The following is a 24,201-nucleotide window of genomic DNA, read 5'->3' as shown; positions in this document are numbered from 1 at the left end:
TCACTTTCATCATCGACTCCTTGTCTGCAATTACGTTCTACCGGCTCACTTGGCCAGGTTCGACACGAACTGTTGAATGAGCTCTTCCAGCACCAGTGCCTGCTGAGTATCGTGAATGACGTCGCCATCATGGAGCATGTCCGGTGCGCCCCCCACGGTCAGGCCGACATACTGTTCTCCCAGCAGCCCGGACGTCAGGATCGCCGCCGTGGTGTCATCGGAGAGCTTGCCATCGTACTCCGAGTCCAGCTCCATGGTGACCTTGGCGTCGAACCACTTGGGATCGAGCTGAATGTCGGTCACCTTGCCGACACGCACGCCCGACATGGTGACTTTCGCCTGCGGTCGCAATCCTCCAATGTTGGCAAAGTTCGCGGTCAGCGTGAACGTATCGTTGGGCACCCCCACCCCCAGACCACTGACCCGGAGGCCGAGAAACACCAATCCCAGAATGCCTGCCAACATGAAAATGCCGACGCCCAGTTCCAACCAGCTATTGCGCTTCATCCGAGATCTCCAAACATCAACGCGGTGAGCACGAAATCAAGGCCCAATACCGCCAGAGAGGCGTATACCACCGTCCGGGTGGTCGCGCGCGAAATACCTTCCGAGGTAGGGATCAGATCATAGCCCTGGAATACCGCGATCCAGGTCACGACCAGACCGAATACCAGACTCTTGACCATGCCGTTGAGCACGTCGTCGACGAAGTCGACGCTATCCTGCATATTGCTCCAGTAGGAGCCTTCGTAGACACCCAGCCAATCGACGCCGACCAGGTAACCACCCCAGATACCGACCACGCCGAAGATAACGGTCAGCACGGGCAACGACACGAAACCCGCCCAAAGCCTTGGCGCGACGATCCGGCGCAGCGGATCGACACCGATCATCTCCATGCTGGTGAGCTGCTCGGTTGCTTTCATCAAGCCGATTTCCGCCGTCAACGCCGAACCTGCGCGCCCGGCGAACAGCAATGCCGCCACCACAGGTGCCAGTTCGCGAACGAGCGAGAGCGCCACCATCTGCCCCAGCGCCTCGTCGGCACCGAAACCGACCAGAATGGTGAAGCCCTGCAGTGCCAGCACCATGCCGATGAACAACCCCGAGACCAACACGATGGCTACCGACATCACGCCGACGAAATGCATCTGGCGCAACCAGAGATGAAACCCTTCTCTGGACGGGAGGCAGACGACCGATTGGACCAGAAAAAGCCCCGCCCGCCCGATGGCACTTAGCGTATCGAGCGTCGCCCTGCCCAGGGCAGCGATATGACGCATCATGAGAATTGCCCCGCTGGCGCCAGAATATCCTCGAAGAAGTCCGGCGCCGGATAGTGGAACGGCACCGGACCGTCGGGCTCGCCATGCACGAACTGCTTCACATGAGCGTCATCGTTCACGTTCAGCGTCTGCGGAGAGCCATGCGCCATAACCTTGCCATCGGCGATGATGTAGACGTAGTCAGCGATCGACAACGTTTCCTTGATGTCGTGAGAGACCATCACGGCTGTCAGGCCCAGCGCCAGGTTGACCTTCTTGATCAGTTGCACCAGCACTCCCATCGAGATGGGATCCTGCCCCACGAACGGTTCGTCATAGAGCACCAGGTCCGGATCCAGCGCCACTGCCCGTGCCAACGCCACGCGCCTGGCCATGCCACCGGACAACTCCGAGGGCATCAGATGCCGGGCGCCACGCAACCCGACGGCCTGGAGCTTCATCAACACGATGTCGCGGATCATGGCATTCGGGAGTTCGGTATGGATGCGCAGCGGAAATGCGACGTTCTCGAAAACGTCGAGGTCCGAGAATAGCGCGCCGCTCTGAAACAGCATGCCCATTCGGCGACGCAGCTTGAAGAGCGAGCGTCGAGACAGCTTATGCACATCCTGGCCATCGATGAGGATCTGACCCCGATCCGGCACCAATTGCCCGCCGATCAGTTTCAACAGGGTCGTCTTCCCGGTCCCGCTAGGCCCCATGATGGCGGTAATCTTGCCGAGCGGAATCTGCAAATCGACGCCGCGGAAGATATCGGTGCTGCCGCGAGAGAAGTGCAGATCCTTGACCTCGACCATAATCGGATCGTCCATGCAGCATCCACCAATCTAATGAGATCAATTATCGAACATTGTATCCTAACCTTGGCGTCAGCGACCAGCCATCACCTTCAGGCCGTAAAAATCACCACCGCAGGAAGGACGAATCGCCGGTCAATCAAAGGTATACTGCCGCCACTGCAAAGCGTTCCGGACACGAGACCTCGAAAAGCGGCAATATGCATTTAGACGTCATGACCGATTGCTTCGTTCCATCCATCACCACCGGGAGCACCAACCGAGACCATGAGCGACATCGCCGCGCTAGATTTCCGCGCCAGCGCCAGGCGCACGTTGACCCTGGAACAGCAAGCCATCGGAGAGCTCGTGTCGAAGCTCGACGATTGCTTCGATGAGGCCTGCAAGCTGCTTCTCGAATGCCGAGGCCGGTTGATCGTCACCGGCATGGGCAAGTCGGGTCACATCGCGCGCAAGATGGCAGCGACCCTCGCCAGCACCGGCTCGCCGGCTTTCTACGTACACCCGGGCGAAGCCAGCCATGGCGATCTCGGCATGATTACCGGCGCCGACGTCGTCATCGCCCTGTCCAATTCAGGCGAGACCCAGGAAATCACCGGCCTTCTTCCGCTGTTCAAGCGTCTCGGCGCGCCACTGGTCAGCCTCACCGGGCGCCCAGATTCCACGCTGGCACGCTACAGCGACGTGCATATCGATGTCGGCGTCTCTCGCGAAGCCTGTCCTCACGACCTGGCACCGACCTCTTCCACCACTGCCACGCTGGCGATGGGCGACGCGCTGGCATTGGCGCTGCTCGAAGCACGGGGATTCAGCGCGGAGGATTTCGCACTCTCGCACCCTGGCGGCACCCTCGGCAAGCGCCTGCTACTGCGAGTCGCGGATCTCATGCACGAGGGTAACCGCCTCCCCAGCGTTCCGGCCGGCAGCCCACTGCGAGAAGCGCTGCTGGAGATGACGCTCAAGGGCATGGGGTTCACCTGCGTCGTCGATGAACGCGGCATGCTGGTCGGTGTCTATACCGACGGCGACCTGCGTCGAACGCTCGATCAACGTGGCGATTTCGCGCTGCTGCGCGTGGACGACGTCATGACCCGCGGCGGCAAGACGGCGTCTCCCGACATGCTGGCAGCGGAGGCCGTGAGGATCATGGAGGACAACCGAATTACCGCACTGGCCGTCGTCGAGAACGGTTCGCCCGTCGGCGCCTTGCACATGCACGACCTGTTGAGAAGCGGCGTCATCTGAGGCGTCGCACGATACCCGTCGTCTCGTGATTTCGATCCAAGCCATCCGACGACAGGCGTGCGGCCCCGGAACCTTCGATCACGACACGCACAATCAACACGAGGAGATAACGTGGCCAAAACAGCCAGATTCCAGTCTCCCTGGTGGCGTCGCCTCGGCCTGTTGGTCCTGCTGCTGGCCCTGGGGGGTGGCTTGACCTACCTGGATCAGCGCGGCGAGAACGATCAGGAGCCCGTCATCGGCAACACGGTCGGCGAGCCCGACTACTATCTCGAGGACGCCCGCATGACGCGCTTCGATGAACAGGGGCGCGCCTATCAGCGCCTGGAGACGCCACGGCTGGTACATACGCCGTCCGACGACATCATCCGCACCGAAGCGCCACACGGCTATCTGACCGACGACCAGCAACGCCAGTGGCAGGTGACCAGTCAAACAGGGCAGTTGAGCCGCAGCGGCGAACAGTTGACGCTCCAGGGCGACGCACGCTTGGTTCAGCCGGAGCAGGCGTGGAGCCTGGAAACGCAGACGCTGCACTACGACAATCGAGAAGCCCACGCCTGGAGTGACACACCCTCCGTGTTGCGTCAGCATAATCAGAGCATGCGCGGGAATCGCTTTGATGCCTGGATCAACGAAGATCGTATGCGCTTGACCGACAACGTGCAGGGGCGCCTGCCACAGCAATCTGAGGATCAAGGATCATGAGGCGAGAAATCGGCCAACTCCTGGTGCTGACCGCGCTGGGTTTCACCAGTTTTCCGACCGTCGCGCTGGAAAGCGATGCCAGCGCACCGATAGAAATCGCCGCCGATCAACTCGAGCTGGACGACCGCCAGGGCACCGCCGTCTACACGGGCGGCGTCGACATGCAGCAAGGCAGCATGCATCTCAAGGCCGCACGCGTCGATATCCAGCGCGGCAACAACGGCCAGGTCAGCCAGGTCACTGCCAAGGGCGGCGGCGGCGAGCGCGCCTATCTCGAACAGAAGCCGGCCCCCGATCAGGAAATCGTTAAGGGCTGGGGCGATACCGTGGTCTACCACGCTGCCGAACGACGCGTGGAGCTGATCGGCAACGCCGAGCTGCACCAGGCTGGCGACACCTTCGACGGCGCCTATGTCGAATACTATCTCGACTCGCGACGCGTCCAGGCCCGCTCAGCCCAGAATGGCGACGGAAACGGCGACGGTCGCGTCCGCATGACTCTCACGCCGCGCGATTCGTCCCAGTAACGGTCGAACCATGACCCGGCATCGTTTCGAGCCGTTGCGCGAGGCGTGATCGCCGACACGCCGGCATCACTCTCTGGCGCGCAGCCACAAGGATCGTATTCATGAAAACGCTAACGGCCGCCAACCTTGCCAAGAGCTACAAGGGACGCCGAGTCGTCCACGACTTCAGCCTAACGCTACGGCAAGGCAGTATCGTCGGCTTACTGGGACCGAATGGCGCCGGCAAGACGACGTCCTTCTACATGATCGTCGGCCTGGTCAAGGCCGATGCTGGAAGCGTCCATATCGACGACACGGATCTCAGCCGCGCGCCGATGCACGACCGGGCACGAGCCGGTATCGGCTATCTGCCACAGGAGGCCTCGATCTTCCGCAAGCTGAGCGTCGCCGACAACATCATGGCGATCCTCGAGACGCGCAAGGATCTGGATCGTGTCGGGCGGCGCGAACGGCTGGAACAGCTGCTCGGCGATTTCCACGTCGATCATATTCGCGACAATCTGGGCATGAGCCTGTCCGGCGGCGAGCGCCGGCGTGTCGAGATCGCCCGCGCCTTGGCCACCGAGCCGGCATTCGTGCTGCTCGACGAGCCGTTTGCCGGTGTCGACCCCATCTCGGTCGGTGATATCAAGAGCATCATCCGTCAGTTGCGCGACCGCGAGATCGGCGTCCTGATTACCGACCACAACGTGCGCGAGACGCTCGACATCTGCGATAACGCCTACATCGTCGGCGACGGCCAGATCATCGCCGAGGGCCATCCACAGGCCATTCTCGAAAACCAGCGCGTTCGTGACGTTTATCTCGGCCACGAGTTTCGCCTGTAGTCGCCCACGCCTCCCCTTCTGGTCATGCCATCGACAGTCGGCCACCCGAAGTTCGCCTCGATGGCATGTTTCTTGCATAAAACGTTGCATATCGCCATCGCAGCCAGTAACGTGAGCCTTCCTCCGTTGATTGTGACGATCGTTTTTCCATGTCCATGAAGCCCTCGCTGCAACTCAGGGTCGGCACGCAGTTGACCATGACGCCCCAGCTCCAGCAGGCCATTCAACTGCTCCAGCTGTCGACGCTCGACCTGCGTCAGGAAATACAGCAGGCGCTAGAGTCCAACCCCATGCTGGAAATGGAAGAGCCATACTCGGAGCAGGAGACTCGGGACGCTGCGGAAGACGAGTGGTCCAATGACATTCCCGATGAACTGGCGCTCGACAGTGACTGGAGCGATACCTATCAGGACGCCCATGCAGGCTCTCTGGGCAACGGTAGTGGCAGCGTGGAAGCACCGGATTTCGACCGGAACGCGGCTGTCACGACCCTTCGCGACCACCTGCTCTGGCAGATGGCGATGGAGGATTTCGACGAGCGCGAGCGGGCACTGGGAGAATGTCTGATCGATGCCATCAACGACGATGGCTACTTGGTGGGCTCGCTGGACGACCTGTCGGCGAGTCTGCGCAAGCAGCGCGGAGAAAGTGTCAGCACGGCCGATCTCGAGCACACGCTTATGCGCCTGCAACAGTTCGATCCCACCGGCGTCGGTGCTCGCAATCTGCGCGAGTGCCTGCTGCTCCAACTTGGCATACTGGACGACGACACGCCACTGTTGCCTCAGGCCAAGCGCCTGGTGCGCCAGTTCCTCGAAGCGCTGGCTGGCAACGATCGCCGACTACTCAAGCGCCGCCTGCGTCTCGAGGAGGATGAGCTCGATAGCGTCATCGCCTTGATCCGGACGCTGGAGCCGCGTCCGGGGCAGCGCTTCGACACCAGCCGCGACGATTACGTGACCCCCGACCTGGTCGCCACCCCCTCTCACGATGGCTGGCGCATCGAGCTGAATGCCGAAACCTTGCCGCGTCTGCGCATTCAGCCCGACTACGCCGCCCTGATCAAACGGGCGGACAAAAGCGATGACAACACGTTTCTGCGCCAGCACCTGCAGGAAGCCCGCTGGCTGATCAAGAGCCTCTCCAGCCGCAACGACACGCTACTCAGGGTGGGTCGGGAGATCATGTCGCGCCAGGTGGGGTTTCTCGAGCGCGGTGAAGAAGCGATGAAACCCCTGATCCTCGCCGACATCGCCCGCAGCGTCGATATGCATGAATCGACGATCTCCCGCGTCACGACCCAGAAATACATTCACACGCCACGCGGTGTGTTCGAATTGAAATATTTTTTCTCGAGCCAGGTCGGCGGCCAGAGTGGCAACGGCGACAGCTATTCGAGCACCGCCATCCGCGCCCGCATCAAGAAATTCATCGGCGACGAGTCCCCGCGCAAACCTCTCTCGGACAGCAAATTGGTTGAACTGCTGGCTCAGTCCGATATCAACGTTGCCAGGCGCACCGTGGCCAAATACCGCGAAGCCATGGGCATTCCGTCGTCCAGTGAGCGCAAGCGTCTGGCCTGATCCTCGAGCCCGAAGCCAGTCAAGGCTCGCCATTCCGAACCAGATCGATCACGATGCCTTTGCAGTGCCCTGAAAAGGGTTACAATCAGAAGTGCCATCTGCCGCAACAGGAGTGTGTCATGCAAGTGAACGTTACCGGCCACCATGTCGAGCTGACCGACGCCCTCCGGGACTACGTCGGAGAGAAACTCGTTCGTTTGGAGCGTCACTACGACAACATCACCAATGTCCAGGTCACCCTGAGTGTCGAGAAGGAACGCCAACAGGCAGCCTGTACCCTGCACGCGGCAGGCGGTGATCTGCACGCCGAAGCCAGCGATACCGACATGTATGCCGCCATCGATTCACTGGCCGACAAACTCGACCGCCAACTGGTCAAACACAAAGAGAAGGCACAAGCCCGCGCCCAAGGCGCAGGCGCCCGTTGACGCCTGATGATGACATTGGAAAGCATTCTGCCCCCCGAGCGCACCCTCTTCGAGGTCACGGGGGGCAGCAAAAAACGTCTGCTGGAATTCTTCAGCACCTTCATTGCCCAGAACACGCCCAGCCTGGATAGCCACGAGGTCTTTAGTCGCCTGATCGGCCGTGAACGACTGGGAAGCACGGGGATTGGCAACGGCGTTGCCATCCCCCATGCTCGCAGCCCTCATTGCAAAGGGCCGATCGCGGGATTCATGCGCCTGGAAGATGCCATCGACTTCGACGCCATCGACGGCGAGCCGGTAGACCTCGTTTTCGTGCTGCTGGTGCCGGAAGAGGCGGACGACGCCCATCTGTCGCTCCTGGCGGAAGTTGCCGGCATCATGAATCAGAGCAGCGTCCGGCATCAGCTGCGCCAGGCCGACTCGCAGCGGGCGCTGCACGACTCTCTCATCGATGCCATTCGCCATCATCGTGACAGCGACGACGGATAAGCAATGCAACTCGTCATCATCAGTGGCCGTTCAGGCTCGGGGAAATCGATCGCACTGCAGGCGCTCGAGGATCTTGGCTACTACGCCATCGACAACCTTCCGGCCAACCTGCTGGCCCCGCTGATCGACGAGCTGCGCAGCGCCCCACCCTCCCGGCCCAACGTGGCGGTCAGCATCGACGCGCGCAACCTGCCGGAATCCCTGGAGCGCTTCCCCATACTGCTGGACGCGGTGCGCGGCCGCGGCATAGACACCCAGGTCGTCTATCTCACCGCCGACGCCAAGATCCTGCTCGAACGCTACTCGGCCACTCGTCGCCGCCACCCGCTGACCCGCGGCAACGACATGACGCTGGCCGAGGCAATCGACCACGAGCAAGGCTATCTGGCGCCGATTCGCCGCGTGGCCGATCTGGTAATCGACACGCAGGGGCTATCGGTGCACGACCTCCGGGCCCGAATCGGCGAACAGGTGGCCAAGCATACCGGCGGCCGCCTGACCTTGACCTTCGAGTCGTTCGGCTTCAAACGGGGCGTGCCGCTGGACGCCGACATGGTATTCGACGCGCGCTGTCTCCCCAATCCGTTCTGGGACCCTGGGCTGCGCGCCTACGATGGCCGAGATGCTCAGATCATCGAGTTCCTGGAGTCCTATCCCGACGTCCATGCCCTGGCGGAGGATATCCACGCCTGGCTCGATCGCTGGCTGCCATCCTATCTGGCCAGCCATCGCAGTTATCTGACAGTCGCTATCGGCTGTACCGGCGGCCAACACCGCTCGGTCTATCTGATTGAGCGACTGGCACGCCATTTTCACCACGACGACGCCGATATTCGACTGCGCCATCGTGAGCTGGGCATTCACACCGCTCTCTCGAGTGACTCAGCAGCGCAGCCGTCCGCATCAACAGGAAATGCAGGATCACCCGAGCGCGATGCCGACACGTGAACTTCGCCTGACCAACCGCCGCGGGCTACATGCCCGTGCCGCCACCAAACTGGTTCAATGCTGCCAACCCTTCGACGTGCGTGTGGCGATCCATCACGGTAACCGCCAGGCAGACGCCGCCAACATCATGTCGCTGCTGATGCTCGCGGCACCTTGTGGCACCGCGCTGGTCGTCGTCACCGAAGGCGAGGACGCAGACGCTGCCATGGAGGCTATCGTCGGGCTGTTCGACGCTCGTTTTCACGAGGACGAGTAACCCACCCCGTTTATGAACAGCGTTTTCTATCCTCGTCATTTCTCTCGACGATGGTAGAATGCTCACCCTATCGCCAGTCGTTCAAGGATGACCGTTCAGGATGAGCAACAATCCCGAAAAACTGCAGCCACGGCTGGCCAAGCTCAATGAAGCCCTCGAAAGCGGCGCACTGGATCAGGCGCGGCGCATGCTCAACCGCGGCTTGGCACCGGTGGATGTCGCCCATCTGCTGGAATCCACGCCACCCAAGGAGCGCGAGATCCTGTGGGGCTTGCTGGACCCCGAGCTACATGGCGACGTGCTGCAGTATCTGGGCGATGACGTCCAGCTCGAATTCCTCAACCGCATGGATGCGGAACAGCTGCTGACAGCGACCGAAGGGCTCGATGTCGACGACCTCGCCGACCTGCTGCAGCAATTACCCAATACCGTCATTCAGGAAGTCCTCCAGTCGATGGAGGCCCAGGAACGCCAGCGCGTCGAAGCGGTTCTCTCCTATCCGGAGGACACCGCCGGCGGTCTGATGAACCCGGATGCGATCACCATCCGCCCGGATATCACGCTGGACGTCGTCCTACGCTATCTGCGTCGCCACGAGCGCTTGCCGGATGCCACGGACACTCTGCTGGTGGTCACGCGTCGCGACGAGCTGATCGGCATCCTGTCGATCAACCGTCTGCTGGTATCGGATGTCTCGGTACTGGTTCGCGAAGTGATGCAGACCGACTTTCACGCCATTCAGGCGACTGCCTCGGACAGTGACGTGGCGACGCTGTTCCAGAAACATGATCTGATTTCGGCGCCAGTCGTCGGCATTGATGGCAAACTGCTCGGCCGCATCACCATCGACGACGTGGTCGACGTCATCCGAGAGGATGCCGAACATCAAGTCATGAGCATGGCTGGTCTCGACGAAGACGAAGACACCTTCGCCCCCGCACTGAGGACCAGCCGCCGCCGCGCGGTATGGCTCGGCATCAACCTGATCGCAGCGACGATCGTCTCCATCGCCATCGGTTTCTTCGAGGACACCATCCAGCAGATTGCCGCGCTGGCCGTATTGATGCCGATCGTTTCCAGCATGGGCGGCATCGCCGGTTCGCAGACCCTGACCGTTCTGATTCGCGGTATCGCACTGGGTCACGTGTCGGGCGCCAATGTCCGCTGGCTGCTGATTCGAGAGCTGCTCGTCGGCATGACCAACGGCCTGATCTGGGCCGTCGTCGTGGGCGCGATGTCGGTGTTCCGCTTCGATGACATTCGGCTGGGCGAAATCATTGCCATGGCGATGGTCATCAATCTGACCGTGGCCACGCTGGCAGGTACCTTGATCCCGGTGATGCTGAAAAAGTTCAAGATCGATCCGGCGCTATCCGGCGGCGTGCTGTTGACGACCATCACCGACGTAGTCGGCTTCGTCGCCTTCCTCGGGTTGGCGACGGCGTTCTATCTATAACGGCATGATGGCAACGTGACAATTGGCCACGAGCGCAAGCCAGGCAAGGAGCAGCAGATGAACTTTCACACCCGCAAATGGATCAAGCCCGAGGATCTCAATCCCAACGGATCGCTGTTCGGTGGCAGCCTGTTGCGCTGGATCGACGAGGAAGCCGCGATCTACGCCATCATTCAACTGGGCAACGCCCAGGTGGTGACGAAATACATCTCCGAGATCAACTTTGCCTCCAGCGCCCGACAGGGCGATATCATCGAGCTTGGCATCACGGCGACCCATTTCGGCACCACCTCCATCACGCTGGAGTGTCATGTCCGCAACAAGATCACCCGCAAGAGCATTCTGACGATCGACAGGATGGTCTTCGTGAATCTCGGCGAGGACGGCGTTCCCGCACCGCATGGCCAAACCGAGATCACCTATATCAAGGATCGGCTCGACGGCTGAGAGCCGCGAGGATCAGCATGTGGTTTGCCGTAAAGAAGAAAGCTAGCGACGAACGTCGCTGGCTTTCTTCGTAGCCCATCGCGTGCGCCTACTGCCCCGCAATGGTCATCGAGTCGATCAACCAACTGCCGGTCTGGATGCTGCCCCGCCGGTCGATGTCGTCACCGATGCCCTGGAGGCCGGCGAACATCTCGCGCAGGTTGCCGGCCACGGTGAACTCCTCCACCGGATGAGATATCCGACCTTTCTCGATCCAGAAACCCGCCGCGCCTCGGGAATAGTCGCCGGTCACCGGATTGAGCCCCTGCCCCATCATCTCGGTCACCATGATCCCCGTGCCCATCTGCTGCATCAGACGCTCCAGGGAAGACGTCGGCGCCTGAATACGGACGTTGCGCGCGCCGCCAGCGTTTCCGGTGGTCTGGAGGCCCAGCCGACGCGCGCTATAGGCCGCCAGCATGTAGCTCGCCAGTTTGCCGCGATCGATGAAGACGTTGTCGCGAGTGGCCACGCCGTCACCATCGAAGGCGGCACTCGCCATGCCACCGACCTCGCGCGGATGCTCACCGAGGGTGAACCAGTCCGGGAACAGCGTTTCGCCGAGCTGGTCGCAGAGAAACGACGACTCTCGATAGAGCGCGCCACCGGCAATGCTGTTGAGCAGGTTGCCGACCAGCCCGCGCGCCATGTCCGGCGCCAACAGCACCGGAAACCGCCCGGTCTTGGGCCGCTGCCCGCCCAACCGGCTCAGTGTCCGCTCGGCGGCGCTGACCCCCACCGACTCGGGGCTTGCCAGATCGCTGGCCCTGCGCGCCGTGGTGAAATCGTGATCGCGCTGCATGCCGTCGCCGCTACCACCGATCAGCAGGCAGGAGAGCGAGTGCCGAGTGCCGCGCTTGCTGCCCAGGAAACCATGGCTGTTGGCGTAGACCGTGACCACCTCCGAGGAAGAAAGACTGGCCCCCTCGGAGTTGGTGATGCCGGTACGCTCACGGCCGGCATCTTCGCAGCGCAACGCCAGCTCGACCGCCTCGTCGGTATTCAGTGCCCAGGGATGATGGAGGTCGAGATCCGGCAGCTCGGTCGCCATGAGCGATGCGTCGGCGAGCCCCGAGGCCGGGTCCTCGCCGGTATAACGCGCGATCGAGACCGCCTTCTCGACCACCGCACGAATCGAGGCGTCACCGGCGTCCGAAGAGGAGGCGTTGCCCTTGCGGTTGCCCACGTACACGGTGACCGCGATGCCTTGATCGCGGGAGAGCTCCACGGTCTCGATCTCGCCCAGACGCACGCTCACGCCCAACCCCTGATCGACGCTGGCACCGACTTCGCAAGCGTCTGCGCCAAGTTGCCTGGCGAGTTCCAGCGCCATGCCGGCGCGCTCCTCGAGGCGCGATTGCTGCGCCTCGGCGTTGAAAGCTTGACTCATCTGAGACTCCTGATGCTTGAAACTCCGCTCACCGGGAACACCGATCGAGCGTAGCCTGGATCAATTCGAATCCTGGACGTGGCTCTCTCCACGCACCTGACTGACAAGAGGCGTTGGCGAGGCGGGTCGCGCTGATATACTACGGCCCTCACTCGACGCATTGGGTAAACCATGGCTAACGATTCGGACCACGATACGGCTTTCGACCACGACGCACCTCCCAGCAAGAGCCAGATCAAACGGGAGATGCAGGAGCTGCAGGCCCTGGGCGAGCGCATCATCGCGCTGGACCCCGCCGTGCGTGCGCGGTTACCGCTCTCCGACGACATGCTTGCTGCCGTCGAGGAGACCGGCCGCATCCGCTCCCACGAAGGACGCCGTCGCCACATGCAGTACGTCGGCAAGGTCATGCGCAAGGAAAACCGCGAGGCGATCCGGGCCGCCTTCGAGGAGATCGACCATGAGCACGTCCAGCGTAACGCGGCGTTCCACCGTCTCGAACGGCTTCGTGACCAACTGATCGAGGACGATGACGCACTGGAGCCCTTCATCGAAGCGCACCCCCACGTCGACCGCCAGTCGCTGCGCCAGTTGATTCGCAATGCCCGGAGCGAGAGACAGCGCAACAAACCGCCCGCCAGCTCCCGCAAGCTGTTCCAGCTGATTCGCGACACCGCCGGGCTTTGAGCCGCGAGCCGCGAAAACCGGTGCCTGTCTCTCGCGAGATCGCGCAACGCCTTGCTCGCAGCCAGTAGCTCAAGCCTATGACGCCGTGCCACCGACGGTGATCTCGTCCAGCTTCAAGGTCGGCTGGCCCACACCCACCGGCACGCCCTGGCCCTCCTTGCCGCAGATCCCGATGCCGCTGTCCAGCGCCATGTCGTTGCCGATCATCGAGACGCGCGACATCGCTTCGGGGCCATTGCCGATCAGCGTGGCGCCCTTGACCGGCGCCGTGATCCTGCCATCTTCGATCAGGTACGCCTCGGAGGCCGAGAACACGAACTTGCCGGAGGTAATGTCGACCTGGCCGCCGCCGAAGCTGACCGCATAGAGGCCTCGCTTGACGCTCTTGACGATCTCTTCCGGGTCATCCTGCCCCGCCAGCATGTAGGTATTGGTCATGCGGGGCATGGTGACGTGAGCATAGGATTCACGGCGCGCGTTGCCGGTGGGCTGCATTCCCATCAACCGCGCGTTGAGCTTGTCCTGCATGTAGCCGGTGAGGATGCCATCCTCGATCAACGGCGTGTACTGGCCCGGCGTCCCCTCGTCGTCGATGCTCAGCGAACCGCGGCAGTCGTCGAGCGTGGCATCGTCGACGACGGTGACGCCCTTGGCCGCCACCTGCTGGCCCAGGCGGCCGGCGAAGGAGGAGCTGCCCTTGCGGTTGAAATCCCCCTCCAGACCGTGTCCCACCGCTTCATGCAGCAGGATGCCCGGCCAGCCATTGGCCAGCACGACCGGCATCTGGCCAGCCGGCGCGGCGACCGCTTCCAGGTTCACCAGCGCCTGTCGCACGGCCTCCCTGGCGTAGGTGTCGGCGACGTTCTCGTCCCGCAGGCGCTGCATGGAGTAGCGGCCGCCACCGCCAGCGCTGCCCCGTTCGCGGCGCCCATCCCTGGCGACGATCACATTGACGTTGAACCGTACCAGCGGCCGAATATCGGCGGCCAGCGTGCCGTCGCTGGCACAGACGAGCACCACCTCGTGGACACCGGTCAGCGACGCGCTGACCTGGGTCACCGCAGGGTCAGCGGCGCGCGCCACGCGATCCGCCTGCTTGAGCATCGCGATCTTCTCTTCGGCGCCAAGCCCGCTCAGCGGATCGACACCCTGGTAACGAGACGTCGCGGTGGCGACCTGGATCGCTGTCGGTTCACGCCGATCGCCGCTGCGCGCGATGCCGGAAGCGGTGCGTCCGGTATCCAGCAGCGCATCCGGGCTGATCTGGCTGGAGTAGGCGAAGCCGGTCTTCTCGCCGGAGAGCGAGCGCACGCCGACGCCGCCATCGATGTTGTAGCTGGCATCCTTGACCTCGCCATCTTCCAGCACCCACATCTCGTGCCAGGTGCGCTGGAAGAAAAGATCGGCGTAGTCGATACCGGCGCCCATGGCGTGGCCCAGGCCAACGCTCAACGATTCCACATCCAGCCCGCCGGGGGCCAGCAACAGCGTCGACGCCTGCTCGAGGGCGTCACCACTCGTCTGTTTCATCGGGCTCAGTGTCATTGGGCACTTTCCAGGTTGATGTTCGGCGAGGACCAGGGGCCCTCGATGCGATAGTAAATCTGCGTTGCCCGGTCCAGCCAGCGGCCGAACAGCTGATCGACGACGAACAGGCCGACTCCGATCTGCGGGGCGCCGGCCATGACCGCGACCAGCGGCAGATTCTGACTCACGGGCACGGTGATCCCGAGGCGCTGGTCCAGCGTCTGTCGATTGAGATCGACGCCGCCGGAGAGCGTGAATCGAGTGGCGGTACCGTCGATGACAATCGGCCCTTCGGTCTGCAACCGGCCATTGTACAGCGTAGCGCTGCCCTCGATGCTATTGAAAGACGTACCACCGCTGGTGACATCGGAAAAGTCCAGTTGCAGGCGGCGCAGCACGTTGTCCAGATTGAACAGCCCGACCAGTTTGGCTCCCGATGAATGGATCTGACGCAGCCGTCCATTCTCCATGGTCGCCTGAACCCGCCCGGTCGACAGCGGCAAGGCGAACTGCCACGGGGCCCCCGGCCAGGAGAGCTGCAGTTCAGTGTCCGCACTCTCGCTGGTGACCGGCACCGGCTGGTCCAGCGCCTGGAAGGCACTTCCCACGTCGCCACCGGTGGCGTGCACCTGGACTCGGCTCAAGCTCGCATTGCCGGAGGCTTCCCACTCGAGCGCCCCGGACAGCTTCAGCTCGCCCAACGTGAGGGTCAGCGGCTTGACGGCGAGATGCCTTCCATCGGTTTTCCAGGTTGCGTCCAGTGGCCCGAATTTTCGCCCCTGGCGCTCGAACTGCGAGACTCGCACGCGGCCCGCCGGCACCTTGTCTAGACCCGAAGGCATCGCCGCGGGATGAGGGGCGGTCTCGACCTCCTCCATCAGACTCGATACCTGGTCCTGATCCGCTTCCTTCTCGGGCGTCAAGGCGTCGAGGTTGAGACGTTGCAGGTTGACGTCGATCGGCATCGCGGCGTCCGGCTGCCAGCTAGCTTCGCCTGCGGCGATCTCGCCCGCTAGCGACAGTTGCCAGCCGTTCGACAGCGGTGAGGCATCGGCCTGCAGGCCGCCGAGACAGCGACCATCCACCAGGATGCAGGGCGTCGAGAGCGCGATACGCTTGAGACCGCCGCCGTCCTTGACGGGCTTCGCCTCGGGATCGCCGACGTCGTCTTCGAGTGTCGTTCCAATACTGCCCACCGAATCGTCAGCCTCGAGCTCGCTCAGCGCCTTGACCCAGCGCTGGGTGTCGACGCGATTCGGATGCCATAGCACGTACCAGCCCGGCTCGCTGGGCCAGGCGGCCTGCTCGCCCGGCCACCCTTCCAGCCACACCTGCCCCTGGACCTGATCGCCGATGGTGCGCCAGCGCGCATGCCCCCAGCTACCCAAGGTCACCCGCCCAGTGCCGGCGGCGATATCGGCATCGACCGCCAGCGACTCGCGCGACTGTGGCGACTTCCCGAACGGCGGTGGCAACTCGATCCCCAGGCTCTCGAGATCGCTGCGCACCGCCAAGCTAGCGTTGTCCTGTTCGTCGAACGTCAAATTGGCCCGATAGGGGAAAAAGCCATTCATCAGACCGCCGACGCGAGACAGCCCAGCCCAATCCAAAAGGCCACGCCCCAACGCTCTGCCCTCGAAGACAATGCCGCTGGGACCGCTCTCGCGTCCGCCGATATTGAAGTGCGCGAGCGCAGGTCCCTCGAAAGCCCGGGCGCCCAGGTCCCCCGTGACATAGTCCTCGCCCTTCTCACGCCGATAGCGCAGATTGCCGTTGACACCGCCGAGCGTCAGTTGGAGTTCGGGAAACGTCAGTGACTCCGCATCGACTCGGCCCCGGACGTCGACCGCCATGTCGGTTTCGACATCGCTACCCCCGTCTATCGGCATGTCAATGTGAAGATTGGCCTTGACCGAGCCCTCACTCCGCCAGAGGCCGAAGGTCTCGCTCATGGTGTCCAGCGGGGCATGGGCGAGGAAATCCAGTACACCAGTGGCACTGCCGTCAACGCCACCATCGATGCTCAACGTCTTGTCGGTTAACTCGACGGTGGCATCGCGCGTCGTCAGGCCGTGGCTGGTGGCATGCGTGATGTCCGCGTCCAGGTTCATGTTGTCCATCTGCAGATGACCGTACACCTTCTCCAGCGCGGGCCACTCCGGCGCGTACTGGAGACGCCCGTCGGCCACGTCCAGCGACAACTTGAAATAGTCGTCCGGGTTGAAGAACATCTGCCCCTCCGGCGACTCCTTGTCGCTCAGAGTGACGGAGAGTCCCAGCTTACCCTGCTCGACGATGCCACCGATGTCGCCGCCGAACCACTCCCGCAGCTGCTCGTCGTCGATCACTCGTGTGGGCAGCCAAGACAACACCCGCGAGTTTCGAGCATCGGCATTGGCAAAGTCGAGGTCGAGCAAGAAGGTGCCGGGCTTGTCCTGGTCATCGTAGAGCGTCAGACCGAATCGCCCATTGGCGGTCGCGCCCCGCCATCCCGCCTTGAGGTTCTCGCCGCTGACCACGGCGCCCTGACGGGTCAGCTCGAAGTTGATCCGGCCGCTGGCATGGGAGAGGTCCAGTGGATCGGCATAGACCATGGGAATCGCGAATTGTGCCGCATCATCGGCCGAGAAGGAGACCGTGCCGCCACGCCCTCGGTACGTCACCCAGGCATCGACTGGCCCACCGCCCGGAATCTCGTTCCAGGCCGTGACCGAGGCGTTCTCGAGTGCGCTCTGGGCATACCATTCACCCCCTTTCCGCCCGACTTCCAGACCGGCAACGTGACCACGGGGGTGCAACTGGATCAGCGTCTGCGAAAGTTCGAACGGCAACGGCAAATAGCGCAAATAGTCGGTCATACCAGCCAGATCGAACGGTGCGCTGCGCAGCCGCCAGCCATCCTCGGTGGATTGGGCTTGCAACCGCTGCGGCCAGTCGACCGCCGCCAAACCGGCGTGGGATACGCTCAAGTCATCCAGCCAGGCTTGCCAGCGCCCTTGGGGATCGCGGTCCAGTCCCGCCTCGAATCCGAGACTCCGCAGCGTCTCGGAGACTTCGTTGCGGGTGTCATTGACTTGCAACTTGGGCACATTCAAGGAGAGACGGCCCTGACGCAGACCGCTGTCACGCCACTCGCCACCCAGCGACGCCTGGCCTTCGATCTTCCCGATCGCTCTGGGGTAGCCCGAGCTCAACGCGGCCAGCGACGGCGACAGCGCGCTCAGATCGAACTCTCCGGCGAAGCGCGCCTCGGGATGGTTGTCGGTGCCGCCTCCCTCTGCTCGCGACTCGCCACCGCTCTCGACCGCAAGATGGAGACGCCCTGCCTCCTTTTCCCCTGTACTGAGCGTGGCCTGGATCGAAGCCTGACCGTGCCGGCTGGCCAGCGTCAGTTGCGAAACCGAGATACTGGCCTGCTCGCGCTCGCCATGCAGGACCAGCGTCATGTTCTCGAGCCGGGCCTGCTGGCGCGTCAGTATTCGCAGCCAGCCATCGACATCGAGCGAAGGCGACGACGAATCGTCGGTGCCGCCGAACCAGCGGCTCCCCGCGCCACCCGGCCAAGCCCACCGACCGTCGGCGGTCTGATAGAGATGCAGCGTCAGACCTCGAATCTCCGCTCCACGAATCACCGGCGCGCCCAGCCGCCAACTCGCCAGCGTCTCGAGCCGCCCGGCGGCGTGATCAATGTCCAGCAGCGGCTGACCGTCGTGACTGTCGAGTCGCAAGCCATTCATTGTCAGTCTGGGATTCAACCGATGGACCGTCAGGGAGAGGTGACCGAGCTCGGCGTTCGCGCCTAGTTGATCTTCCAGGGTCGAGGTCAGCCATGGACTCAACCGATCAATCTGCCAGGCCGCCAGTCGAACGCCGCTCGAAAGCAAGGCGGCGACGAGGGCAACCAAGGCGACCAGCGTCAACAGCCAGCGCCACGTGGCACGCAACCGAGTCATTCGCGGACGACTCATCGGTTCACATCAGTACGATGTCGTACTGTTCTTGGGAGTAGTGTGCCTCGACCTGGAAGCGGATAGTCTTGCCGATGAAGGATTCGAGATCGGCCACCGCAGCGGACTCTTCGTCGAGCAACCGATCGACCACCGACTGGGCAGCCAGCACCATGTAGGTCTCCGGCGCATAGGCACGCTCCTCGCGCAGGATCTCGCGGAAGATCTCGTAGCAGATCGTTTCCGGCGTCTTCAGCGCTCCCCGCCCCAGGCAGGTCGGGCAGGGTTCGCACAGTGTCTGTTCGAGACTCTCGCGGGTGCGCTTGCGGGTCAGTTGCACCAGACCCAGTTCGGTGACGCCGGTCAACTTATTCTTGGCGTGGTCCCGCTCCAGCGACTTCTCGAGCACGCGTAGCACCTGACGCTGATGTTCCAGCTCTTCCATGTCGATGAAATCGATGATGATGATGCCGCCGAGATTGCGCAGTCGCAATTGACGGGCGATGGCGGTGGCCGCTTCGAGGTTGGTCTTGAAGATGGTCTCCTCGAGATTGCGATGCCCGACGTAGCCGCCCGTATTGACGTCGATGGTGGTCATCGCCTCGGTCTGGTCGATGACCAGATAGCCGCCGGACTTGAGCTGCACCTTGCGCCCCAGTGCCTTCTGAATCTCGTCCTCGACGCTGTAGAGATCGAAGATCGGCCGCTCGCCAGGGTAATACTCGATCCGAGACTCCATGGTCGGCATGAACTCCCGGGCGAACTCCTTGAGCTTGAAGTAGTTTTCGCGCGAGTCGATGCGCACCTTCTCGATCTGATCGCGCATCACGTCCCGCAGCGTGCGGATGAATAGCGGGAGATCGTCGTAGATCGGCGTGGAGACCTCGGCCGTGGTGCGCCGCTCGGCCACCTTCTGCCACAGCCGCTGGAGAAAGACCATGTCGGCGAACAGCTCCTCCCGCCCCACGCCCTCGGCCGCCGTACGAATGATGAAGCCCCCGCTGTCGCCCGCCGGCAGCTCCGCCTTGCCGCTCTCGACCAGAGCCTTCAATCGTTCGCGCTCGGCCTCGTCCTCGATCCGCTGGGACACGCCGACGTGGGGCGAATCCGGCATGTAGACGAGATAACGGGAGGGGATGGAGAGATGCGTGGTCAGCCGCGCGCCCTTCGAACCGATAGGATCCTTGGTGACCTGGACGATCAGGGACTGCCCGGCGTGCAGCAGATGACTGATCGACGCCGGCTCCTCGTGCGGTGCATCGGGAGGCAGCACTTCGTTGACGTGAATGAAGGCGGCCCGCTCGAGGCCGATATCGATGAACGCGGCCTGCATGCCCGGGAGGACCCGCACGACCTTGCCTTTGTAGATATTGCCGACGATGCCCCGGCGACGGCTGCGCTCGATGAAGGCTTCCTGCAGCACGCCGTTTTCCACCACGGCCACCCGCGTTTCCATCGGCGTCAGATTGATCAGTACCTCACCGCTCATGCGGGCATCCTTGTTGCGGGTTGTTCGAGCACGCCGGCGACATCCCTTGCCAGGGCGAGCGGAGCTGGTCTTCCAAGGATTATGGCACAGCCGCCCATTCTCTCATAAGGCGCTCTGTCACGAGGCACCACCGCTGGACCCGATATCCGGCAACGTACCGCCCCACAGCGAGACGCCTTGCGCCCGCAGCAGGGCCGCCGTCTCGGCGAGCGGCAGCCCCACCACGGCGGAGTAGCTCCCCTCCAGGTGGTCGACGAAGACAGATGCCAAGCCCTGGATCGCGTAGCCGCCCGCCTTGCCCAATGGCTCTCCGGTTGTCCAGTAAGCCGACGCTTCCGCTTCGTCGATCCGACGCATGACCACGCGCGTGGAGACTCGGGTCTCGACCAGCCCCCGAGGCCCCAGCACGGCGACCGCGGACAGCACGCGGTGTTCGCGCCCGGACAGCGTCATCAGCATCTCGCGGGCATGCGCCTCATCTTCCGGCTTGCCGAAGATGGTGTCATCGCAGACCACGACAGTGTCGGCACCCAATGTCGGCAACGCACTGCCTGCCTGGCCTGCCTCGGCTTTCTCGCGAGCCAAGCGAGAGACGAAATTTTCCGACGACTCCCCTTTTAGTCGGGTCTCGTCGATATCGGCAGGCGCGACCTCGACAACGACGCCGATCGACGCGAGCAACTCACGCCGACGCGGCGAAGCCGATGCCAGGCGCAGGACGGGCGCGGATCGAGAAGCGGCATGCATGGGCAATCCTCTAAGACAACTTGAAAGTCGCTGGCCGCGGAGATGACGCCATCAACCGGGGAAGGCCTCGATCACACAGAAGCGTCATTGCGAGATGCCTGCTCCACGGACTAACCGATCCCCAGCCGGCGACGCACCACTTGCATCATGGTGAAGAGCCACGGCCAGAGCAGTGCGCCGATCAGCGCCGGCAGCAGGAACTCGAGACTCACGGAGATCGGTCCGAATATCGTGCGCAGCCACTGCTCGACCAGTTGCGCAATGCCCAGCAGAATGAAGACCAATACCGCCTGCTGCCATATCGAATAGACACGGAAGCGCTGGTAGAGCAGCAGAAAGAGATAGGCCAGCAGCGACAGCACCAGGGCGTTCTGCCCCAGCGGCGCGCCCTCGATCAGATCGAGCATCAGGCCCAGTACGAAGCCGTGCAGCACACCCACTCGCTGCGGGGTGGCGACACACCAGTAGGCCAGCAGCACGCCCAGCCAGTCAGGTCTCCACACCAGCCAGGCATCCGGCAGCGGCATCACCTGCAGGCAGAGCGCCAACAGCAGCGTGAACCAGACGAAGAGATAACCGAACGGACCCATGCCTACTCCTGCTCCGTGGATTGCAGTGTCAGCGCCGCGGTCAACGCGTCTTCATTGATGCGGTTGGCATCGGGATGCCCGGGATCGCCCGGCCACACCACTTGGCGTGCCATGCGCTCCGGCCCGCTCAAGCTCTCCTCGGGTCGCTCGGGGGGAAACAGCAGCAGGAAATAGCGCGAACGTTCCGGCTGGGAGATCGGCGCCGCCGAGACTTCCATGAACGCCTGACTCGACTCGCGCTTAACATCGACGACGCGCGCGACCGGATACCCCTGGGGGAAACGCCCGCCCAGGCCAGACGTCACCAGCAGATCGCCCTCCCGAATATCCGCCGTCGCCGGCACGCTGGGAATGTTGAGCGAATCGAGCTGGCCGGTGCCCTGGGCGATGAAGCGCAATCCGTTGCGATTGATCTCCACCGGCACGGCATGGTTGGCATCGGCCACCATCAGCACCCGGCTGGTATAGGCGGAGACGGACACCACCTGGCCGATCAGGCCTGAGGCGTCCATCACCGGCTGGCCGATGTAGACGCTATCGCGCCGCCCCCGGTTGATCACCATCTGCTGGGTGAACGGATCGGAGTCCAGCGACAGCAGCTCGGCAGTGATATAGGGCACATCGGCGGGATTTGGTGCATTGAGCAGTTCGCGCAGGTGGACGTTCTCGGCGGTCAGACTCGCCATGCGCTGCACCCGGTTGGAGAGCGTCAGCAACTGCTCGCGAAGGCGACCATTCTCGTCGATCAGCGCCTGCTGGTCGGAGATCGCCATGGCGCCCCAGCGCACGCCCTCACTCGGCAGCGCGACCAGCCACTGGATCGGTGCCACGATCGTAGTCATGTGGGAACGTGCCGTTTCCACCGCGCTGAAGCGGTGTTCGGCGAACATCAGCCCGAACGCCAGTACCGCACACAGTAGCATGCGGTACGTGGGTATCGGGCCGTAGGAAAACAGCGGTTTGATAGGCCTCACCCCCACCTACCGAAGACGGAACGTGCCGCTCGGCGGCTTCATCCGTCGCGGCTGGCCTCAATCGCTGGAGAGCAGTTCGAAGGTATGCTGATCGATCATCTCGAGTGCCTTGCCGCCACCCCGGGCAACGCAGGACAGTGGGTCCTCGGCAATGATGACCGGCAGGCCGGTCTCCTCGGCGATCAGCTTATCGATATCCCGCAGCAACGCACCGCCACCGGTCAGCACCAGGCCACGTTCGGCGATATCGGAGGCGAGTTCCGGCGGGGACTGCTCCAGCGCGCTCTTGACCGCCGCGACGATGGACGCCAGCGGCTCCTGCAACGCATCGAGAATCTCGTGGGAGTTGAGTGTGAAGCTGCGCGGAATGCCTTCGGCCAGATTGCGACCGCGAACGTCGATCTCGCGCAGTTCGCCGCCCGGGTAGGCACACCCCACCTCCTCCTTGATCCGCTCGGCGGTAGCCTCGCCGATCAGGCTGCCGTAGTGACGACGCACGTAGGAAGTAATCGCCTCGTCGAAGCGGTCGCCGCCCACGCGCACGGATTCGGAGTAGACCACCCCGTTGAGCGAGATGATCGCGATCTCGGTAGTGCCGCCGCCGATATCGACGACCATCGACCCCTGTGCTTCCTCGACCGGCAGGCCGGCACCGATCGCGGCAGCCATCGGCTCCTCGATCAGATAGACGTCGCGTGCCCCCGCACCCTCGGCGGACTCCTTGATCGCGCGGCGCTCGACCTGCGTGGACATGCAGGGAACGCACACCAGCACGCGTGGGCTAGGTGTCAGGAAAGTGCTCTGATGAACTTTGCGGATGAAATGCTGCAGCATCTGCTCGGTAACGGTGAAATCGGCAATCACACCATCCTTCATCGGACGGATGGCGGTAATGTTACCGGGCGTGCGCCCCAGCATCCGTTTGGCGTCAAGACCGACGGCCGCAACACTGCGCATGTTGCCGGATTGGCGAATCGCCACGACGGAGGGTTCGTCCAGGACGATCCCGCGACCGCGGACGTAAATCAGCGTGTTGGCGGTCCCCAGATCGATCGACAGATCGCTCGAGAACAGCCCCCGTAAACGTTTAAACATGGAAACTTTTACCTAGTCCAGACCGGAACCCTGTGCGGACGCAAACGGTATCACCGTGGGGGTAAAGCAGCAAGCGCAAGCCTGCCAGATGGGGCGTTAATATGATAATGTCTCCTCCATTTCTTGGCATGAACAGTATCGCGAAGTTCTAGCGCGATGATCGTCTCCGATTCCTGACATCCAGGGCTTGAGATCAGGCTTGGAAAAAAGGGTTCGGCGATACGGTCTCACCGCCATCCACGACGCGATGTCTCAACGAGAGGACCTCTTCTACATGGCAATCGAACACGCGGACGTGCTGCGCGCCGCGCACCTGGCTCGACTGGGCCTCAACAGCGATGCCGAAGCGGCCGGCTATGTCGATGACCTGACCCGGATCCTGGAAATGGTCGATCGCTTGCAAGCGGTGGATACCGATGGCATCGCGCCGCTGTCCCATCCGCTCGATACCACCCAGCGCCTGCGCCCGGACGAAGTCACCGAGACCAATCAGCGAGACGCCTTTCAGGCCTGCGCGCCGGAGACCGCCGACGGCCTCTATCTGGTACCTCGCGTCGTCGAATAAGTTCGACATTTCAGGATACTTTAGACTTCAGGGCGCTTTAGAGAGTCGAGTAAGTTCGACATCGTCGAGCACGTCCGACGTCGTTTATCGATGAGAGCGACCGTTGCCGTCACTTCATCGCGCATAGCGATCTGACCCAGGGAATATCGACCCC

At 62.9% G+C, this 24,201-nt stretch carries 24 protein-coding genes; 13 read left to right on the top strand and 11 right to left on the bottom strand.

Features of this window, described 5'->3' with window-relative positions:
* Window positions 1–45 precede the first annotated feature (45 nt).
* From mlaD to F0A16_RS03540, 3 genes are read right to left on the bottom strand one after another with little or no spacing between them, the layout of a single operon-like run.
* Entirely contained in the window at window positions 46–507 is a 462-nt protein-coding gene (mlaD, locus tag F0A16_RS03550) for an outer membrane lipid asymmetry maintenance protein MlaD (RefSeq protein ID WP_149433981.1), read from the bottom strand.
* Window positions 504–1,286, bottom strand: coding sequence for a lipid asymmetry maintenance ABC transporter permease subunit MlaE (mlaE, locus tag F0A16_RS03545; RefSeq protein ID WP_149433980.1), 783 nt, complete (start codon window positions 1,284–1,286; stop codon window positions 504–506). Before mlaE ends, mlaD begins: the two co-directional genes overlap by 4 nt.
* Entirely contained in the window at window positions 1,283–2,098 is an 816-nt protein-coding gene (locus F0A16_RS03540; protein ID WP_149433979.1) for an ATP-binding cassette domain-containing protein, read from the bottom strand. Before F0A16_RS03540 ends, mlaE begins: the two co-directional genes overlap by 4 nt.
* A gap of 252 nt (window positions 2,099–2,350) precedes the next feature.
* Here F0A16_RS03540 and F0A16_RS03535 point away from each other — a divergent pair, with 252 nt between their 5' ends.
* From F0A16_RS03535 to F0A16_RS03485, 11 genes are all read left to right on the top strand, one after another.
* Window positions 2,351–3,328 (top strand): KpsF/GutQ family sugar-phosphate isomerase, encoded by a 978-nt coding sequence (locus tag F0A16_RS03535; RefSeq protein ID WP_149433978.1) that lies wholly within the window; start codon window positions 2,351–2,353, stop codon window positions 3,326–3,328.
* A 111-nt stretch (window positions 3,329–3,439) separates the two neighbouring features.
* Entirely contained in the window at window positions 3,440–4,036 is a 597-nt protein-coding gene (lptC, locus tag F0A16_RS03530; RefSeq protein WP_149433977.1) for an LPS export ABC transporter periplasmic protein LptC, read from the top strand.
* Window positions 4,033–4,563 carry a lipopolysaccharide transport periplasmic protein LptA gene (lptA, locus tag F0A16_RS03525; RefSeq protein ID WP_149433976.1) on the top strand — a complete coding sequence of 177 codons (531 nt, stop codon included), beginning with the start codon at window positions 4,033–4,035 and terminating at the stop codon, window positions 4,561–4,563. Before lptC ends, lptA begins: the two co-directional genes overlap by 4 nt.
* A gap of 101 nt (window positions 4,564–4,664) precedes the next feature.
* Window positions 4,665–5,390 carry an LPS export ABC transporter ATP-binding protein gene (gene lptB / locus F0A16_RS03520; protein ID WP_149433975.1) on the top strand — a complete coding sequence of 242 codons (726 nt, stop codon included), beginning with the start codon at window positions 4,665–4,667 and terminating at the stop codon, window positions 5,388–5,390.
* Between the two features lie 149 nt (window positions 5,391–5,539).
* Window positions 5,540–6,973, top strand: coding sequence for an RNA polymerase factor sigma-54 (locus F0A16_RS03515; RefSeq protein WP_149433974.1), 1,434 nt, complete (start codon window positions 5,540–5,542; stop codon window positions 6,971–6,973).
* A 119-nt stretch (window positions 6,974–7,092) separates the two neighbouring features.
* Window positions 7,093–7,401, top strand: a complete 309-nt coding sequence (gene hpf, locus F0A16_RS03510; protein ID WP_071232900.1) for a ribosome hibernation-promoting factor, HPF/YfiA family — start codon at window positions 7,093–7,095, stop codon at window positions 7,399–7,401.
* A gap of 9 nt (window positions 7,402–7,410) precedes the next feature.
* Window positions 7,411–7,890, top strand: a complete 480-nt coding sequence (ptsN, locus tag F0A16_RS03505) for a PTS IIA-like nitrogen regulatory protein PtsN (protein WP_149434109.1) — start codon at window positions 7,411–7,413, stop codon at window positions 7,888–7,890.
* Window positions 7,891–7,893: 3 nt separating this feature from the next.
* Window positions 7,894–8,838 carry an RNase adapter RapZ gene (gene rapZ / locus F0A16_RS03500; protein ID WP_149433973.1) on the top strand — a complete coding sequence of 315 codons (945 nt, stop codon included), beginning with the start codon at window positions 7,894–7,896 and terminating at the stop codon, window positions 8,836–8,838.
* The gene (locus tag F0A16_RS03495) at window positions 8,825–9,094 is read left to right on the top strand and encodes an HPr family phosphocarrier protein (RefSeq protein ID WP_149433972.1); all 270 of its coding nucleotides are present in this window, start codon (window positions 8,825–8,827) and stop codon (window positions 9,092–9,094) included. The genes rapZ and F0A16_RS03495 overlap by 14 nt, the downstream gene beginning before the upstream one ends.
* 100 nt (window positions 9,095–9,194) lie before the next feature.
* A complete protein-coding gene (gene mgtE / locus F0A16_RS03490; protein ID WP_149433971.1) occupies window positions 9,195–10,550 on the top strand; it encodes a magnesium transporter in 1,356 nt (451 codons plus the stop codon).
* A 15-nt stretch (window positions 10,551–10,565) separates the two neighbouring features.
* Window positions 10,566–10,997 carry an acyl-CoA thioesterase gene (locus F0A16_RS03485; protein WP_239023689.1) on the top strand — a complete coding sequence of 144 codons (432 nt, stop codon included), beginning with the start codon at window positions 10,566–10,568 and terminating at the stop codon, window positions 10,995–10,997.
* Window positions 10,998–11,085: 88 nt separating this feature from the next.
* On the opposite strand, the gene pmbA is transcribed toward F0A16_RS03485, so the two are convergent.
* Window positions 11,086–12,426 carry a metalloprotease PmbA gene (gene pmbA, locus F0A16_RS03480; protein ID WP_149433969.1) on the bottom strand — a complete coding sequence of 447 codons (1,341 nt, stop codon included), beginning with the start codon at window positions 12,424–12,426 and terminating at the stop codon, window positions 11,086–11,088.
* A 171-nt stretch (window positions 12,427–12,597) separates the two neighbouring features.
* On the opposite strand from pmbA, the gene yjgA reads away from it, so the two are divergent.
* Window positions 12,598–13,113: a ribosome biogenesis factor YjgA gene (gene yjgA, locus F0A16_RS03475; protein WP_149433968.1), complete on the top strand. Its 516-nt coding sequence runs from the start codon at window positions 12,598–12,600 to the stop codon at window positions 13,111–13,113.
* 75 nt (window positions 13,114–13,188) lie between these two features.
* Here the strand turns inward: yjgA and tldD are convergent, their stop codons facing one another.
* The 7 genes from tldD to F0A16_RS03440 form a co-directional block, all read right to left on the bottom strand.
* Complete coding sequence (gene tldD / locus F0A16_RS03470; RefSeq protein ID WP_239023688.1) at window positions 13,189–14,658, bottom strand: metalloprotease TldD; 1,470 nt, start codon at window positions 14,656–14,658, stop codon at window positions 13,189–13,191.
* Window positions 14,655–18,593 (bottom strand): YhdP family phospholipid transporter, encoded by a 3,939-nt coding sequence (locus F0A16_RS03465; protein WP_187775889.1) that lies wholly within the window; start codon window positions 18,591–18,593, stop codon window positions 14,655–14,657. Before F0A16_RS03465 ends, tldD begins: the two co-directional genes overlap by 4 nt.
* A gap of 19 nt (window positions 18,594–18,612) precedes the next feature.
* The gene (gene rng / locus F0A16_RS03460) at window positions 18,613–20,076 is read right to left on the bottom strand and encodes a ribonuclease G (protein ID WP_149433966.1); all 1,464 of its coding nucleotides are present in this window, start codon (window positions 20,074–20,076) and stop codon (window positions 18,613–18,615) included.
* A gap of 117 nt (window positions 20,077–20,193) precedes the next feature.
* Window positions 20,194–20,823 carry a Maf family protein gene (locus F0A16_RS03455; RefSeq protein WP_149433965.1) on the bottom strand — a complete coding sequence of 210 codons (630 nt, stop codon included), beginning with the start codon at window positions 20,821–20,823 and terminating at the stop codon, window positions 20,194–20,196.
* A 110-nt stretch (window positions 20,824–20,933) separates the two neighbouring features.
* Window positions 20,934–21,413: a rod shape-determining protein MreD gene (gene mreD, locus F0A16_RS03450; protein ID WP_110598221.1), complete on the bottom strand. Its 480-nt coding sequence runs from the start codon at window positions 21,411–21,413 to the stop codon at window positions 20,934–20,936.
* A gap of 2 nt (window positions 21,414–21,415) precedes the next feature.
* Complete coding sequence (gene mreC, locus F0A16_RS03445; RefSeq protein ID WP_275401740.1) at window positions 21,416–22,387, bottom strand: rod shape-determining protein MreC; 972 nt, start codon at window positions 22,385–22,387, stop codon at window positions 21,416–21,418.
* Window positions 22,388–22,444: 57 nt separating this feature from the next.
* Window positions 22,445–23,482, bottom strand: a complete 1,038-nt coding sequence (locus tag F0A16_RS03440; RefSeq protein WP_149433964.1) for a rod shape-determining protein — start codon at window positions 23,480–23,482, stop codon at window positions 22,445–22,447.
* Window positions 23,483–23,756: 274 nt separating this feature from the next.
* On the opposite strand from F0A16_RS03440, the gene gatC reads away from it, so the two are divergent.
* Window positions 23,757–24,047: an Asp-tRNA(Asn)/Glu-tRNA(Gln) amidotransferase subunit GatC gene (gene gatC / locus F0A16_RS03435; protein ID WP_110717667.1), complete on the top strand. Its 291-nt coding sequence runs from the start codon at window positions 23,757–23,759 to the stop codon at window positions 24,045–24,047.
* Window positions 24,048–24,201: the final 154 nt, after the last annotated feature.

It is taken from the genome of Salinicola corii, from assembly GCF_008298015.1.
Taxonomy (GTDB): domain Bacteria; phylum Pseudomonadota; class Gammaproteobacteria; order Pseudomonadales; family Halomonadaceae; genus Salinicola; species Salinicola corii.
The sequence above is the reverse complement of the archived record's forward strand: the minus strand, read 5'-3'. Positions and strand labels throughout refer to the sequence as shown.